This window comes from Cellulophaga sp. F20128 (assembly GCF_023015805.1).
GTDB lineage: Bacteria > Bacteroidota > Bacteroidia > Flavobacteriales > Flavobacteriaceae > Cellulophaga.
In genome coordinates, this window is sequence record NZ_JALKBA010000008.1 from 134,944 (window position 1) to 151,631 (window position 16,688).

Sequence of the window (16,688 nt, forward strand, 5' to 3'; positions counted from 1 at the left end):
CAAGGAAAAAAGCTGCTATACCTATTTTTCATCTTTAACTACAACTGTATCCTTTTCCTTTACTACAAAAAAGGTTTCTAAACTTGGATTTATACCCGCATCTACCCCAATATTTTGATGCTCCTTTTTAAACGCATCCAAGGCTGTCGCTGTTATGCTCGTTTGTGCAACATACATTTTTTTTAAATTTTTAAAATTTTTAAAAACTACTAAACTCTTATCGGTGATTTCTGTATCATAAGCTTTAATTATTTCTAGCTTTTTAAGGCCTTTTAAACTTTCTAAATGCTCGTCTGTAAATGGAGTTTTATCTACTTCTAACCATTCTAAATTAACACATTTAGCGATAAAACTTACAGCCTGTTCTCCTAATGGAAGTGCACTAAGGTCTAGCTGCACAATATTTTTGGCGATAGGTTCTAAATCCATAAAAATAGAGTCGCTATAGGTGGGAGATTTAAATACAATGACATTTAAAGCCTTAGATTGGTTTGCAAATCTAGCAATGTTGACATAATTTGAATTTGATTTATTCACCACCTCATCATCAACCTCTGGTAAATTAGACCAATCTTTTTGAATTGTTGGTTGCTGAAGTTTACGCACAAGGCCAACCAGTGTTTCATCACTGTTTAAATGACTTAACTGTAGCGTATCATTAGCACCAAGTGCAATCCATCGTTCTAAAATTTGTATTTCACTTGTACTTAATTGTGGTTTCCCTTCGGGCGGCATATGGTTTTCATCGTCTAAGGGAAGGTGTACTAATTTAAGTATCGTGCTATTCTTGTAATTCGTTTCGTCAATAATTTCCCCATTCTCTCCTCCTTTTTTAATTTCCTTAAAATTGGTTAGCAACAACTCTCCTTTTTTCTTATTTCCATTATGGCATGAGATACATTTATCATCTAATATAGGCTGAACTATATGTGCATAAATTAAAGGGTTTTCAGGAATTATAAGCGATTTTTTTCCTATTGTTGGAAGGGCTAAAAAATCTTCTCCATGGGTAACCATGCCCCCATAATGGCCTGCAAAAAAGATAACAATACCTAATACAAGCTGCAACACTTTAATTAAGATTGTTCTTGCTAGATTTAAAGTAACCAACAAATACCACAGAACGGCTAAAAATGCAACTGCTGATCCCAAACGTTGGTGCAAGATTAATAATTCTCCCTTTTCGGTGGCATCTACAGCCAACATAAAACCACTTATTGCGGTTACTAAGGCCGATAATGTAGCTACAACCAACAATAATTTGGGAATTTTGTTATTCGTTAATCCCAAAAAAATGGCTACTAGCAGCAATACAATAGGGAAATGAAGCACCAAAGGATGCCAACGGCCTAACCAAGCAATTAAGTTGGGCAGCTGAATGCTGGATTCAAAAATTAAACAAAAAATTAGAAATACGGTAAGTCCAAGAATAAGGTAGCCAACCCATGGTTTTATATTGGTATTATACTTCATTATGTCAATATATCTTTTACAACGTTGCCTGCAACATCAGTTAACCTAAACCTTCGCCCTTGATATTTATAGGTAAGTTCCTCATGGTTTATTCCCATGGCATGCATTAGGGTAGCATGAAAATCATTTACATGCACAGGGTTTTCCACAACATTATATCCAAATTCATCTGTTTTACCATAGGTGATACCCGGTTTTATACCGCCACCAGCCATCCAAATACTAAATGCTCTTGGGTGGTGGTCTCTACCATAATTTTTAAGGTCAAATTTACCTTGGCAATAATTGGTTCTTCCAAACTCCCCACCCCATACCACTAAAGTATCCTCGAGCATACCTCGTTGTTTTAGGTCTAATATTAATGCTGCCGATGCCTGATCTACATCTTTTGCTTGTCCCGCCATTTCGTGAGGTAAACCGCCATGTTGATCCCACCCTTGGTGATACAATTGAATAAAACGCACACCACTCTCTGCCAATCTTCTCGCTTGCAATGCATTAGCAGCATAAGTACCTGGAACTTGACAATCTTCGCCATATAATTTAATTATGGATTCAGGTTCTTTTTTTATATCCATCACATCAGGAACGGACATTTGCATACGATATGCCATTTCATATTGTGCAATTCTGGATTCTATTTCATCATCCCCAGTTTCTACATGATGTATTTTATTCAAGGAAGACACTTTATCTAATAAATGCCTTTTATCTGAACGCGATAATCCGTCTGGATCATTTAAATATAAAACGGGGTCTTTCCCTGATCGCAATAATACCCCTTGGTGTTTGGAATCTAAAAATCCACTAGACCATAATTTCGAGTACAACCCTTGACTATTTCCTTTCCCCCTTGATGTTAACACTACAAAAGAGGGCAAATTTTTATTTTCACTTCCCAAACCATAGCTCATCCAAGATCCCATACTAGGCCTTCCTGATTGTTGACTCCCAGTTTGAAAAAAAGTAATAGCAGGATCGTGGTTAATTGCTTCGGTATGCATGCTTTTTACAAAACAGAGTTCATCGGCCACCTTAGCTATATGTGGGAAAAAATCACTTACCCAAGCCCCGCTTTCACCATATTGGTTAAATTTAACTGCAGAAGGCATGAGCGGAAATTTGCTTTGACCCGAGGTCATTCCCGTTAAGCGCTGACCGTTGCGAATAGATTCTGGCAAGTCTTCCCCCTGCCGTTTATCTAAGGTTGGCTTATAATCAAAAGACTCTAATTGTGAAGGAGCGCCTGACTGAAACAAATAGATAATCCGTTTTGCTTTTGGAGCAAAATTTGGAATGCCTAGTTCTTGTCCTAACAGCTCATCTCCCTTTCCTTTGAGTAAATCAGGAATCAATAATGACCCCAGAGCCAATGACCCAATCCCGACACTTAATTGAGAAAAAAAGTGTCTTCTATTTACTTTTAATGGATTTTCAGAATCCGATGGTTTTCCTGTTTCCTCAGATTTTTTTTCTTTTTCCATGCTATTATTCTTTAGTTATGGTTTCGTCAAGGTTGTAGATCACCTGGGCGGTTAACATTAAAGCTGCTGTTTTCACAGGGTCTGTTTTGAGCCTATTAAAATGGCCTATAGCCACTAATTTTTCTGCATTTTCTTCTTCGGAAGCAAGTCTTGTCTTGGCGTTGTTATAATAATCTTCCAAGACTTTTAATTCATCTTCTTTAGGGGATCGAATTAAAATATTTTTAAAAACAGCATTGACAACCTCAACATCATTTTTAGCGTCTACCAGGGTATTTTGTGCTAAAACTCGAGCTGCTTCCAACATTTGCACATCATTTTGAAGCGCTAGCGCTTGTAAGGGTGTATTTGTTTTCTGTCGCCTTACTTCACAATAATCCCTGTTTGGGGCATCAAAAATAGTCATCCCTGGTGGTGGTAAGGTTCGTTTCCATATCGTATAAATAGACCTTCGGTATAGACTATCGCCACTGTCTTCTACATATTTTGTTAAGACCCCTCTATTACCTCCAGCGTTTGTTTCTTCCCACAGTCCTTTTGGCTGGTAGGGGCGTACACTTGGTCCTCCAATTTCTCTATTCAATAAATTACTAGTGGCTAGCACATAATCCCGAATCATTTCTCCACTCATTCGAAACCTAGGTGCTCTTGCCAAAAGTATATTTTCCGGATCTGCGGCCTTTAATTCTGTGGTTGCAACTGAACTTTGTTGATAGGTTGCAGAAAGTACAATCTTCTTTATAAGATACTTTATATCCCAATTGTGCTCCATAAAGTCTTTCGATAACCAATCTAGCAATTCTGGGTGTGTGGGCAAACTACCTTGCACCCCAAAATCTTCAGCAGTGACTACAAGCCCGTTGCCAAACAACATCCCCCAAACTCGGTTTACAAAAACGCGCGCCGTTAATGGGTTTTTTTCTGAAGTGACCCATTGGGCCAGTCCCAATCTATTTCTTGGTAAGTCATCTGCAAATGGAAGAATTGTTTTGGGTGTGTTTGGATACACCTGTTCGCCATGATCATCATATTCTCCTCTGTTAAAAATAAAAGCCTCTCGAGGAACCGAATCGTTCATAACCATTACATTTACAGCTTCCACTCCCTTTTTATTTATAAACGACAGTACTCCCGTAGTATCCACATCAGAAATGGTCATAAAAGGAGCATCTGCAAAATATTTCTGATTTGCAGCTTGTACTGCATCCATTCGAAGACCTTGCTCCTTAACATTGTTAAAAAAAGCATACATTTCAAAATACTCTTTTTGAGACAATTGATCGTATTTATGATCGTGACATTTAGCACATTCCAAGGTTAATCCTAAAATACCCTTTCCCAAGGTATTGGTACGATCAACCACATAATAGGATCTATATTCTTCTTGAATAACACCTCCTTCTTGTGTGATAGGGTGGTTCCTATTAAAACCTGTTGCCAAAACATCTTCCTTGTTGGCATTGGGAAGTAAATCCCCGGCCAATTGCTTTGTTAAAAATTCATCATATGGCAGATTGGTGTTAAAGGCGTGAATAACCCAATCTCTCCATGGCCACATACTCCTATAACTATCGTCTTGGTACCCATGAGAATCTGCATAGCGCGACACATCTAACCACTCTTGCGCCATTCTTTCACCATAGGTTGGTAAAGCCATTAGTTGATCGATAAGATTGGCTATTGCCGTATTAGAATTGTCGTTCAAAAACCCTTCTACTATTGCTGTGTTTGGTGGCAAACCTGTTAGATCCAAACTAATTCTTCGTGCCAATGTTTCTTTGCTTGCCTTTTGCGAGGGCCGTAATTCTTTATCCTCTATTTTTTCCAGTATAAAAGCATCAATCTCGTTTTGTATCCAAACTTCTTGCTTTACTTTGGGAAGCTGTGACTTTACTGGTGATAGAAACGCCCAATGCTTTTCATACTTGGCGCCCTGTTCTATCCATTTTTTAATCAATTTTTTTTCGTGTGTCGTTAAATGCAATTGCGAATCTGCAGGAGGCATTACAGCATCAGTATTGTCCGTAATGATTCGTTGGTACAGCTCACTTTTAGATGAATTTCCCTTTACCAAGGCATATTTCCCAGGATTTTCTGGTAATTCTAGGAAAGCCTTGTCTTCCAAATCTAATCGCAAACCGGCTTTGCGCTCATTGGCGTCGGGACCATGACAGGCATAACACTTATCTGATAAAATGGGTTTAATGTCAAAATTATAATCAATTACAGCTGGTATTTTAACCTGAACATAGGTTTCGTTTGAATTAGCAAACACGCCTTTGTTAATTGTCCAAAGCAATGCGGTTAATAGCACCAAAATTCCGCCTAAAATAATTTTTTGTTTCATCTCTTGATATATATACAATGCTACTATTCTTTTGTGATTGTTTCGTCTAGGTTATAAATTACCTGTGCAGTTAACATTAAAGCTGCGGTTTTAACAGGATCTGTTTCAGGTTTTTTAAAGCTTCCAATGCTTACTAGTTTCTCAGCATTCTCTTTCTCCTTACCAAACTTAATTTTTGCATCAAGGTAGTAATTTTCCAATACTTTTAGCTCTTCTATTTTAGGAGTTCTAATTAAAATAGCCTTAAAAATAGTTTGTACAAGCTGGTCATCATGGGCTGAGTTGGCTAATGTATTTTGTGCCAATACCCTAGCTGCCTCCAGCATTTGAACATCATTTTGCAAGGCCAGTGCTTGTAGAGGTGTATTTGTTTTTTGACGATTCACCTCACAATAATCTCTAGTTGGTGCATCAAAAATAGTCATTCCGGGCGGCGGGGAGGTTCTTTTCCAAAACGTATACAAAGATCTCCTATATAGTTTATCACCTTTATCTGCTACATATTTGGCTAAGATTCCACTTCCTGAAGTTGTTTCTTTCCACAAGCCATCAGGTTGATACGGCCGCACACTGGGACCACCAATTTCTGTATGTAGTAATCCACTGGTGGTTAATATATAGTCTCGAATCATTTCCCCACTCATTCTAAACCTACCCGCTCTTGCCAAAAGTAAATTTTCAGGGTCAGTTGCTTTTCGTTCTTCGGTTGCAACGGAGCTTTGTTGATAGGTAGCAGACAGCAATATTTTTTTTAGAAGGTTTTGTATATCCCATTCATTTTCCATAAAATCTTTAGCCAACCAATCTAATAATGCTGGATGTGTTGGCAAACTTCCTTGCACCCCAAAATCGCCCAAGGTTTCTACAAGGCCTCTACCAAAAATGCTGGCCCAAATTCTGTTTACAAAAACTCTGGAAGTAAGTGGGTTATTAGGGTCTATTACCCATTGTGCTAGCCCCAATCTATTTTTTGGCAAGGCATCTGAAAAAGGAAGGATAGCCTCTGGTGTATTGGGGTAAACCTGTTCCCCATGATCATCGTATTCACCTCTATTAAAGATAAAGGCATCTCTTGGCAAAGAATCGTTCATCACCATTACATTTACACTTGTACCTTCTTTTCTATTGATAAATGACAACACCCCTTCTGCATCCTCATCGGAAATAGTGATGTAAGGATTATCGGCATAGTGTTTTAATCTTGTAGCCCTCCCGACACCCATTTCAAAGCCAACTTCTTTTACATTATTAAAAAAAGCATACATTTCAAAATAATTTTTATGCGATAACTGGTCGTATTTATGGTCATGACATTTTGCACATTCAAGGGTCATTCCCAAAACACCTTTCCCGAGCGTATTTGCCCTATCTGACACATAGTAAGATCTGTATTCTTCTAGTATTACACCACCTTCTTGCGTAATGGGGTGATTTCTATTAAAGCCTGTTGCCAATACGTCTTCCTTACTTGCATTGGGCAATAGGTCTCCTGCCAATTGTTTTATTAAAAATTCATCATAGGGCATGTTTTTATTAAAAGCATGTATGGCCCAATCTCTCCAAGGCCACATGCTCCTATAATTATCATCTTGATACCCATGTGAATCTGCATAGCGCGCCACGTCTAACCATGCTTGCGCCATTTTTTCACCATAACTGGGCAGTGCCATAAGTTTGTCTACTAGGGTTTCTATGGCCTCATTAGAAGTATCTGCTAAAAAATCTTTGACCATTTCCGATTTTGGAGGTAAGCCCGTAAGGTCTAGGCTAATTCTTCTTACCAAGGTCTCTTTGGAAGCTTTTGGTGATGGCTTAAGATTGTTATCTATTATTTTTTGCAATACAAAACCATCAATCTCATTTTGCTCCCATTCTTTTGCAGTTTTAGCTGTGAGTTGTATTTTTTTAGGAGGAATAAATGCCCAATGTTTTTCATAAGTAGCCCCTTGTACAATCCATTTTTTTATTAATTCCTTTTCGTGTGTAGTTAGATGTAATTGGGATTCTGATGGCGGCATAAGGTCATCATTATTATCGGTTACCATCCTGAGGTATGCTTCACTCTTTAAAGGATTTCCTTTAACGAAGGCATACTTTCCTGCAGTCACGGAAAGCTCCTTAAAGGCATCTTCTTCTTGGTCTAATCGCAACCCTGCTTTGCGTTCATTTACGTCCGGGCCATGGCAGGTATAACACTTATCGGATAAGATGGGCTTAATATCAAAATTATAACTAACTATATCTGGAAGCTTTACATCTGCATAATTTTCAGTAGTTGAAGCAAACACCCCCTTACTTAGGCCCCAAATGAGGACCATTGAAAGAACTAAAACAAATACTAAGAGGATCCTCTGCCTTGTATACATAGTGAATATAAACTTCAATTACTATATTATAAAATTACACAATTCAATAAATACCAACTACAAGGTTTTATACATAAACTATTGCTATTTTGTCTTTTAGATGATTAAATAGCGATAAAACTTATCACATTTGTCTTTAGATTCTCATAAAAATTAAGAACTTTACTTTTCATTGAAACAAATCTCTTTTTTAGAAAATATGGCTAGTGTAGAGGATAAACTAAAAGAACGAATAAAAGAACTTACTTGTTTGTATGAGGTTACCTCTATCATTGTAAACTGCGATTACAATGAAATAGAAGTAGGTTTACAAGCCATTGTTTCTTGTCTAAAGAAAGCATGGCAATACGGCAACGACACTCAGGCAGTATTAGCAACAGAATCTTATTATATTGAAACAAAAAAAGAACATAAAGACTATATTTTTATAACCTCTACCATTACTGTTTTCAATAAAAATAAGGGCGAACTAAAAGTGGGTTATCCGGCAAGTAAATACATGCTAGGAGACTTTTTAGAAGAAGAAAAGCAGTTGCTAGACAATGTAGCTTTAGAGGTTGGTAATTTATTAGAACGAAAAGAAATTAAAGAAAATGAAATTCTTATTAAAAGACAGGTAGAACAGGCTGATAGACTCCGAATTCTGGGCGAAATTACTGCGGGTATTGCCCACGAATTAAACACTCCTTTGGCTAATATTTTAGGCTTTGCTGAGCTTTTAAAGGACCGAAACAAACATGACAAACAAGCAGCGAAAGATGTAGACAAAATTATAAACAGTGCTATTTATTCTAGAGAAGTTGTAAAAAAATTAATGTTTTTTGCCTGTGAAATGCCCCAACAAAAAAAAGTTGTAAAAATAATTCCGACGATTAAAGAAGCGATTGAATTGTTAAATCCCATCCTAAAAACTAAAAATATAACCTATAAATTTGCGACCACTAATGAAGATATAGCCTTAAAAATTGATGGAATACAACTCACTCAAGTATTGTTTAATTTAGTGATGAATGCCGTTTATTTTTCCCCTGAAGGAGGTACAATAGTTTTAGAAGTAGCGGATAGACAACAGGAAGTGGAAATTAGCATCTCAGATGAAGGTCCTGGGATAAAGGATAAAATTGGAGATAAAATTTTTGAACCCTTTTTTACCACAAAACCTATTGGTGATGGCTCAGGTCTTGGCCTTAGTGTGGTACATGGAATAGTTAAAAGTCACAAAGGCACTATTACACATAGTTGCAATACTCCTAAAGGTACTATTTTTACAGTTACCTTTTCTAAATTATAAATTGATGGGCTTACAAAAAGAAAATATATTAATAGTTGATGATGACATTCATATTCTAGAATTGCTGCAACGCCATTTGCAATCATTAAACTACCATATATACAAGGCAGTTTCTGTAAAGCAGGCTTTATACGTTTTAAAAGACTCTACTATAGATCTTTTAATTTCTGACATTCAAATGCCAGAAATAGATGGTTTACAGCTCTTAAAATATACAGCAGAACATTACCCAAACATTCCCAAATTAGTAATTACAGGATACCCCTCGGTTGATAATGCCATGAGCGTTATAAAATCTGGCGCAACAGATTATTTAACAAAACCTTTTACCAAAGAAGAATTAAAGCAAGCGGTCACCAAATCTATAGCGAGTACTACCAAACGCAAAAAAGCAATTCAACTTCCCGCAACGAAAAGAAACCGTTATGAGGACATGATTGGTGCCTCGGAAGCTTTTCAAAAAATTACTGATATTATAGAACGGGTAAAGGATAATAAGGCAACCATTCTTATAGAGGGTGAGAGCGGTACCGGAAAGGAATTAGTTGCTAGGGCGATACATTATTCTGGAAAATTTGCTCGCGGACCATTTATTGCTGTAAACTGTGCTGCAATACCAGAAAACTTATTAGAGGCTGAATTATTTGGGTATTCCAAGGGTGCTTTTACGGGAGCCAATGAAAATAGAAATGGTTTTTTTCAAGCGGCAAATAATGGCACCTTATTTTTAGATGAAATAGGAAACGCATCAATAGCTGTACAAACAAAACTTTTAAGAGCTCTTCAAGAAAAACAGATAACCAAAATAGGTTCTCAAAAAGTAGAAAAAATTGATGTACGCATAATAGCTGCAACCAATAGCAACCTCATTGAAAGTGTTGCCGACAAAAGTTTTCGAGAAGATTTATACTATCGTTTAACCGTGGTGCAAATTCATGTGCCTCCGCTTAGAGATCGGAAATCTGACATTCCTTTACTGGTAGCACGTTTCATCAGAAAATATGGGGTAGAATACAAAGAAAGGCTATTGCAAATCACTGATGATGCTGTACAAATGTTACAAAGGCATAATTGGCCAGGCAACATAAGAGAGTTAGAAAATGTGATTCAAAGTGCCGTGATTATGAGTGATGGAAAAATTGACATCCAAAGTTTTCCAGACTACCTAAAATACAAAATAGATTTTCCTGAACGCTCTTTCTTGACTTTACAGGAAATGGAAAAAGAGTATATAATAAAAGTACTTGCTGCCTCAGGTGATAATAAAACCAAAGCAGCGGAAATTCTTCAAATAGACCGTAAAACACTTCGGCAAAAACTAAAATAAAAAGCGGGTAATTTTTACTCTATTGGGTAATTTTTACCCTATTTAATTAATTCTTTCTAGTCTACATTTAATCATAACCTATTGATTTTTAATGTATTCTATCGTTTTTGTGAAAATAACTCAAATTAGGCACACTACTTGCCTTTCATTCTTGAATTATAACATTTAAAATGAATGCACTGGTACTAAGTGTAAGCAATGTATTTGTAAAACAAGAAGATGAAATGAACAAATACAAACAAAACATAAATTAAAATATTTAGAAAAGATAATAAAATGTTGACTCATATTGTTGGTTGATTTGTCTACTTGGCTTTACTATTGGTTGACTACCAGATTTTTAAAAGTCGAGTAGATTTTTTTTCTGACATCAAGAATTATAAAAAAAACAAGGATGGAACACTATGCTAAAAGTTTATGCTCTACCTGTATAAATATTTCTTTTTGTGTATTAACAACGAATAAGAGTTTTATACACTCATGTAGCGAATATTATCATGTATTAAGTACGGCAATGGATCGTAAAATACAAACAGAAAATTACGAACAGAACCCTCTGGTACTAAAATAAAATAAATGGTTATAAAACAACAGAAGAAGTTAAAACAAGGAATGCTAGATAATGTTATGCGCCAATTTAATTACAGTGCAGATCTCATTAATCTCAATCCAAATATTAGAAAAATACTGAGTATCACCAACAACGAACTGGTTGTCCATTTTCCTGTAAAAATGGACAATGGAGATGTTGAGGTATTTACAGGGTATAGAGTGCAGCACAATAACTCCCTTGGTCCATACAAAGGCGGGCTACGCTATCACCCTACCGTAGATATTGATGCCGCTAAGGCCTTGGCTATGTGGATGACTTGGAAAACATCTTTGGCTGGCTTACCCTTTGGAGGTGCTAAAGGAGGCATACAATTAGACCCGTCTAAATACTCTCAAGCAGAATTAGAGCGAATTACACGAAGATTCACCTATGCGTTGGGAGACAATATTGGGCCAGAATTAGACATACCTGCTCCTGATGTAAATACTAATCCACAAACAATGGCTTGGATTTTAGACACTTATATGTCTACAAAATCACCCTCAGAACGTTCTAAAAATATGCATGTGGTTACCGGAAAACCTGTAGGTGCAGGTGGTTCTGAAGGCAGGGATAGAGCAACGGGCTATGGTGTATTTTTAAATATAAAATTTTGGGCAGAAAACAAAAAGATAGACCTAAAGGATAAGAGATATATTGTACAAGGATTTGGCAATGTAGGTTATTGGACCTCACATTTTCTAGACCAAGAAGGTGCAATTTTAGTTGGTGTTCAAGATGCATCTGGCAGTATTGCGAATACAAAAGGGATGTGTGTAGAAGATTTATTTAAACACACTATGGAACACAAGGGTGCTATTGCTGGATTTTCGGGAGCTACCCCCATAGCACAATCAACTTTCTTTGGCTTAGACTGTGATATTTGTGTGCCGGCTGCCTTAGGGAATCAAATTACAGCTGATAACGCCAATGATATTAAAGCATTTTTAATTGCAGAAGGAGCCAACGGCCCAACAGACGTAGAAGCAGAAAAAATACTGTTAGAAAAAGGTATAGAAATTATTCCGGACATTTTGTGCAATTCAGGGGGCGTTATTGGTAGCTATTTTGAATGGCTACAAAACCGAAACGGAGAAATTTGGCAGTTGGACGAAGTCATGGAAAAAATGCATAAAAAACTAAAAGAGTCTTTTAACAAAGTAATGAAGACGGCTACAGAGAGAGAATTAGATATGCGTACTGCTGCATTTACAATTGCGATAGAAAGACTAGAGCAAGCATACATTCAAAGAGGAATTTTCCCATAATAATAAAGAAATAGAACATGAAATACGGAGGTTTAATTATTGAAAAAAAAGAATATGTAATGTTAAAAAAATTGATGAACCTGTCTGGGTATCACAAAGACGTTACCTATAAAAAATCTATTATGAAGTTAAATAATGAATTAAAAACGGCTACGGTAAAGGACGAGAAGGATATGCCTACAGATGTTGTGCGGTTTAATTCAATTGTTACCATTACTTCAGAAAGTGGCTGGCAAAAGAACTTTCAATTGGTTAAGCCTTCAGATAGTGATCTTAAAAATAACAAACTTTCTATCCTAACTCCTATGGGGACCGCAGTAATTGGCTATGCCAAAGATGATGTTTTTCAATGGGAATTTCCATCTGGAGAACAATCCCTTACAGTTTCTAATGTGGAGCAACAAAATGATTATGTAGATGTAAATACGGTGTTATGAGTTCTAATCTGTTTTATACCCACGAGGAAGATAGCAATATCATGCAAAAGAAGGACAAAATAGAACTTAGTAATTGGATAGATAATTTAGAATTTATTAACGAAGAACTAGAGTTGCTTTTAGAGATTGAAGATAAGGTGGTACTCAGCAACAACACCTATGAAGTGTTAACGGACTTAAAGAAAGAAAACAAAGCAAAGCTAGATCAGCTGTATCGGTATAAAAATGTAACTCCTAAGACTACAGAATGTGATACTATGGAGTGCGATGCCTTTTTTATTGACAATCATGAAGCTTTACGTACGGCTTATCTTGATTATATAAAAAAATATAGGGCAGTAAAAACCAAAACCCTGTCTATGATTTTATTAAAAGCAAACTAATTACAATACGCATCTAATACTTGGAGTAAATGTGTTTTACCCAAGACTAACTTTTTATGTCTAAACTTTGCATTTAGGTTTAGATTGAGCACAACAGTGGGGGCTGTTGTGCTCTTTATTTTATACCCTGCATGCATTAAAACTGAGGTATCTTTTTATTTAAGTGAAGCCACAAAAGACCTCTCTGCCTTGGAAAGGTTGTGTTTCATCAATTTGTTCTACGAATACTTTGACAAATGTAAGAAAGTAGAAATTCCGTTGACTCAGTAGCCCTATGGAGATACGAGTAGGTAAAACTTAGGAACTTAACTTAAACAAAAGTTAGACTTTTCTTCCGTCCAATAAATTAATAATTCTAGAACCGTATTCCGCATTTTTTTCAGAATGGGTTACCTGTATAATGGTTACACCCTCATTGTTAAGTTCTTTAAAAATCTCCATAATTTCTTCTCCCTGCTTGGAGTTAAGGTTGCCTGTTGGTTCATCGGCTAAAATAAGTTTTGGGCTAGAAATTAATGCTCTAGCAATCCCTACCAATTGTTGCTGCCCACCACTTAATTGACTGGGAAACAACTTTTGTTTGCCCACAATATTAAACTTATCTAACATATCTGCTACCAAGGCCTTGCGTTCAGAAGAACCTACTTTTTTATACAACAAAGGCATTTCTAGGTTCTCATATACTGTTAGTTCATCCAATAAATGATAGGCTTGGAAAACAAATCCTATGTATTGTTTGTACAAATTGGCACGTTGCTTTTCTTTTAAGCTGTGCACAGATTCCTCTAAAAAATTATATTCGCCTTCATTAAAACCATCTAGCATACCCATTACATTCAGTAATGTGGACTTTCCAGAACCCGATGGCCCCATAATGGAAATAAATTCCCCTTCTTCTACCTTTAGGTTAATGTCTTTTAGTAAGAAGACACGCTGCCCTCCAGATTGTACCCACTTAAAAATGTTGTTTAATTGTAATAGCATAGTTTTAATTGTTTCGTATTGTTCGTTTTTTTATCAAAAAATACACATCCTATATCTTTGTATATTCTCTTTTCTTTACTCTTCGCTTCTACACCGCCCTTAATCCTATCTTAATAGGAGGGAAGCTCCATTCATAATTTCTGCTTTCTTTAACTATTCACAGTACAAGAGGAGGGAAATTTACTCTGTTCGTAAGCTTTTTATAGGATTTGTCTGTGCTGCTGCAAGGGTTTTTACACTCATAATAAGCAAGGCTATAGCCACCATTGCCAAACCACTTCCTGCAAATACCCACCAACTTACGGTTGTTTTATTTGAAAAATCTTTTAGCCAATAGTCGATACCAAACCAAGCAATGGGTACGGCAATTATAAATGCAATGCCTACCAACAGTAAAAACTCTTTACTTAGCAACATATTTAACTCCAGCATTGTGGCTCCTAATACCTTACGAATTCCAATTTCTTTTGTGCGCCTTTCCGTTGTATAAACCACCAAACCTAAAAGACCCAAACAACTTATTAATATGGCAAGACCTGTTGCCCAATTTAGTAAGGTCGCAGTTTTACATTCTTGCGCATAAAACTTCGCTATGGTATCATCCATAAAGCTAAGGTTCATTTCATCCTCAGGGTAAATAACCGCCCAAGACGCTTCTACTTTTTTAATGATTTCTGAAATATTTTCTTTACTTATTTTATGTACTACAAAATGAATTGTTCCAAAGTTTCTATCGGTTCCACCTGTTCCCATAAATGCCAATGGGTTAATCTCCGCTTTTAGGGAACGTTGGTTAAAATCTTTCATAACCCCAACAATAGGGTCTTGTTTAGAACCTGTTTTAATCATTTTTCCCAAGGCCTCTTCGGGCTCAGAAAAACCTAAAACCTTCAGATAGGTTTCATTAATAACATACTCCTTAATACTATCATTGTGCTGTTTGCGCCCGGCTAGTAATTCTATACCGTATAAGTCCAAATACTCTTGATCACCAAATAACAACTGTAGTTCTGTATGCACTTCTTTTTCCTCTCCATAATAACTGGCATTGGTAGCACTTGTACTAAAGGAGGCTGGGGGATCCTGTCCTAGGCTAGTAGTAGCTATTTCTGGCATCGCCTTAATATATGCGAGTAGGCGTTGTTTTTTTTCTATGGCCGGGTTGCTCCAAGGAATTCTAACAGAAGCAATAGCTTCCGTTTTAAAACCCATATCCTTGGTCATTAAATAGTTAATTTGTTTACCTACTAAGACGGTTGCAATTATAAATACCTGTGCAATTACAAACTGAAACACCGTGAGGTATTTACGCAAAGAGGTTTTATCGTTCCCTGGAACAATCTGATTTTTTAAAACTGATATGGGTTTAAAATGAGACAAGACCAAGGCAGGGTAAAACCCAGACAGAATGGTAACCATTAAAAGCAATACAACAATACTACTACTAACTACAGGCTCGTAAAAAAGTTGAAAATCTAATCCTCTAGGCGTAAAATCTGCAAATAACTGCAAGAGCCAGTAGGATAATACTACAGAAAGAATGGCCGCACATACCGTTAACAAAAAGGTTTCCCCTAAAAACTGAAAAATAAGCTGTGTTCTAGAACTACCCAAGGTCTTCCGAATTCCAATTTCTTTAGCTCTTTGTGTAGCCTGGGCCGTGTTTAAATTTATAAAATTGATACACCCTAAAAGCAGTAAAAAAACTGCTATAAAGGCCAAGCTAATTAATACAGCCTTACTAGCAGATTCGTTGTCAAAATCGAATGTATAATAATTTTCATCAAAATGCATTTCCGTGAGTGGTTGCATGTAAAAATTACGTTTATTACCATAGGTTGTCTCCTCGGGGTCTTGATGTTCAATTGCCAATTCGTTCAAAGCCATTTGAACATCTTTGGCCGTAGTGTTCTGTTTTCTTTTAATAAATAATTGAGAAGCGGAATTGGTATTGTTCCAATCACTACTAGTTACAGCGCTGGTCATATCCGACTGATTTGCCGTTTTTAAAGAAATAAACTCTTCAAAAACTAAATCTGTGCGTTCTGTAAAATTAGCAATAACCCCCGTTACCGTTACGGGTATTGTATCATTATACACCAACGAGCCACCAATAATTTCATGTAACTCCTTGTTTGGAAAATACTTTTTCGCTCGTGCTTCAGTGAGTACCACCTCATTAGGGTTTGCCAGTATATTCGCTGTAGAACCGGCTAACCAAGAATAATTAAATACTTTAAAATATCCTGCATCAGCATAGATTACAAATTCTGGATTCTTAAATTTTTTGTCGCTCTCACTAACGGTTACATGAAGTGGGTAAGCCGTTAAAAAAGGGGCTGTAGCTTCTATTCCGGGCAAACCTTCTTGTAAGGCAACACCCAAGGGAACAGCTACTCCAGGGTTATAAAAACTACCATCTGGGGTTACAAATTCTGAGGTTACCCTATAAATACGATCCTTATGGGGATGAAATGTATCAAAGGTAAAATCATAATATACCATTATCCCAATTACAAAGGATACACTAAGTCCAATAGCCAAACTACTAATCTTAATTAGAGAAAAGAGTTTGTTGTTCCACACATTCCTAAATGCTATTTTAAAATAATTTTTGATCATAAGTATTCGTTTTTTTCATTTTCAACCCGTCTACAGGATGGGTATTCATTGGTTGTATACTCCGTTTTTATTTCTTCATCTTCTTCATCTTCTTCATTTAGGGAAGAATTACAT

The 16,688-nt window shown here is 36.5% G+C and carries 11 protein-coding genes; 5 read left to right on the forward strand and 6 right to left on the reverse strand.

Going from position 1 to position 16,688, the window contains the following annotated elements; genetic code table 11:
- Nucleotides 1-21: 21 nt before the first annotated feature.
- The 4 genes from MWU65_RS09960 to MWU65_RS09975 are packed head-to-tail and all read right to left on the reverse strand — an operon-like array spanning nt 22 to nt 7,622.
- On the reverse strand, nt 22-1,473 hold the full coding sequence (locus MWU65_RS09960; protein ID WP_247077519.1) for a c-type cytochrome domain-containing protein: 1,452 nt from the start codon (nt 1,471-1,473) through the stop codon (nt 22-24).
- Entirely contained in the window at nt 1,473-2,957 is a 1,485-nt protein-coding gene (locus tag MWU65_RS09965; RefSeq protein ID WP_247077522.1) for a DUF1501 domain-containing protein, read from the reverse strand. Before MWU65_RS09965 ends, MWU65_RS09960 begins: the two co-directional genes overlap by 1 nt.
- A 4-nt stretch (nt 2,958-2,961) precedes the next feature.
- The gene (locus MWU65_RS09970; RefSeq protein ID WP_247077524.1) at nt 2,962-5,304 is read right to left on the reverse strand and encodes a PSD1 and planctomycete cytochrome C domain-containing protein; all 2,343 of its coding nucleotides are present in this window, start codon (nt 5,302-5,304) and stop codon (nt 2,962-2,964) included.
- Between the two features lie 23 nt (nt 5,305-5,327).
- Entirely contained in the window at nt 5,328-7,622 is a 2,295-nt protein-coding gene (locus tag MWU65_RS09975; protein ID WP_247077525.1) for a PSD1 and planctomycete cytochrome C domain-containing protein, read from the reverse strand.
- Between the two features lie 220 nt (nt 7,623-7,842).
- Here MWU65_RS09975 and MWU65_RS09980 point away from each other — a divergent pair, with 220 nt between their 5' ends.
- The 5 genes from MWU65_RS09980 to MWU65_RS10000 all read left to right on the forward strand — a co-directional run bounded on the left by MWU65_RS09980 (nt 7,843) and on the right by MWU65_RS10000 (nt 12,968).
- Nucleotides 7,843-8,961, forward strand: a complete 1,119-nt coding sequence (locus MWU65_RS09980; protein WP_348646031.1) for a HAMP domain-containing sensor histidine kinase — start codon at nt 7,843-7,845, stop codon at nt 8,959-8,961.
- Between the two features lie 4 nt (nt 8,962-8,965).
- Nucleotides 8,966-10,288 carry a sigma-54 dependent transcriptional regulator gene (locus tag MWU65_RS09985; RefSeq protein WP_247077526.1) on the forward strand — a complete coding sequence of 441 codons (1,323 nt, stop codon included), beginning with the start codon at nt 8,966-8,968 and terminating at the stop codon, nt 10,286-10,288.
- Between the two features lie 576 nt (nt 10,289-10,864).
- On the forward strand, nt 10,865-12,148 hold the full coding sequence (locus MWU65_RS09990) for a Glu/Leu/Phe/Val dehydrogenase (protein WP_247077527.1): 1,284 nt from the start codon (nt 10,865-10,867) through the stop codon (nt 12,146-12,148).
- A gap of 17 nt (nt 12,149-12,165) precedes the next feature.
- Nucleotides 12,166-12,585, forward strand: a complete 420-nt coding sequence (locus MWU65_RS09995) for a GreA/GreB family elongation factor (protein ID WP_247077529.1) — start codon at nt 12,166-12,168, stop codon at nt 12,583-12,585.
- A complete protein-coding gene (locus tag MWU65_RS10000) occupies nt 12,582-12,968 on the forward strand; it encodes a hypothetical protein (RefSeq protein WP_247077530.1) in 387 nt (128 codons plus the stop codon). Before MWU65_RS09995 ends, MWU65_RS10000 begins: the two co-directional genes overlap by 4 nt.
- 321 nt (nt 12,969-13,289) lie before the next feature.
- Here MWU65_RS10000 and MWU65_RS10005 read toward each other — a convergent pair whose 3' ends face one another.
- Nucleotides 13,290-13,952 carry an ABC transporter ATP-binding protein gene (locus tag MWU65_RS10005; RefSeq protein WP_247077532.1) on the reverse strand — a complete coding sequence of 221 codons (663 nt, stop codon included), beginning with the start codon at nt 13,950-13,952 and terminating at the stop codon, nt 13,290-13,292.
- A 180-nt stretch (nt 13,953-14,132) separates the two neighbouring features.
- Entirely contained in the window at nt 14,133-16,574 is a 2,442-nt protein-coding gene (locus tag MWU65_RS10010; RefSeq protein WP_247077533.1) for an FtsX-like permease family protein, read from the reverse strand.
- Nucleotides 16,575-16,688 lie beyond the last annotated feature (114 nt).

Coding starts and splice junctions, on each gene's coding strand:
- MWU65_RS09985 (WP_247077526.1), top strand. CDS start 8,966: ATGGGCTTACAAAAAGAAAATATATTAATAGTTGATGATGACATTCAT.
- MWU65_RS10010 (WP_247077533.1), bottom strand. CDS start 16,574: ATGATCAAAAATTATTTTAAAATAGCATTTAGGAATGTGTGGAACAAC.
- MWU65_RS10005 (WP_247077532.1), bottom strand. CDS start 13,952: ATGCTATTACAATTAAACAACATTTTTAAGTGGGTACAATCTGGAGGG.
- MWU65_RS09965 (WP_247077522.1), bottom strand. CDS start 2,957: ATGGAAAAAGAAAAAAAATCTGAGGAAACAGGAAAACCATCGGATTCT.
- MWU65_RS09960 (WP_247077519.1), bottom strand. CDS start 1,473: ATGAAGTATAATACCAATATAAAACCATGGGTTGGCTACCTTATTCTT.
- MWU65_RS09975 (WP_247077525.1), bottom strand. CDS start 7,622: ATGGTCCTCATTTGGGGCCTAAGTAAGGGGGTGTTTGCTTCAACTACT.
- MWU65_RS10000 (WP_247077530.1), top strand. CDS start 12,582: ATGAGTTCTAATCTGTTTTATACCCACGAGGAAGATAGCAATATCATG.
- MWU65_RS09995 (WP_247077529.1), top strand. CDS start 12,166: ATGAAATACGGAGGTTTAATTATTGAAAAAAAAGAATATGTAATGTTA.
- MWU65_RS09970 (WP_247077524.1), bottom strand. CDS start 5,304: ATGAAACAAAAAATTATTTTAGGCGGAATTTTGGTGCTATTAACCGCA.
- MWU65_RS09990 (WP_247077527.1), top strand. CDS start 10,865: ATGGTTATAAAACAACAGAAGAAGTTAAAACAAGGAATGCTAGATAAT.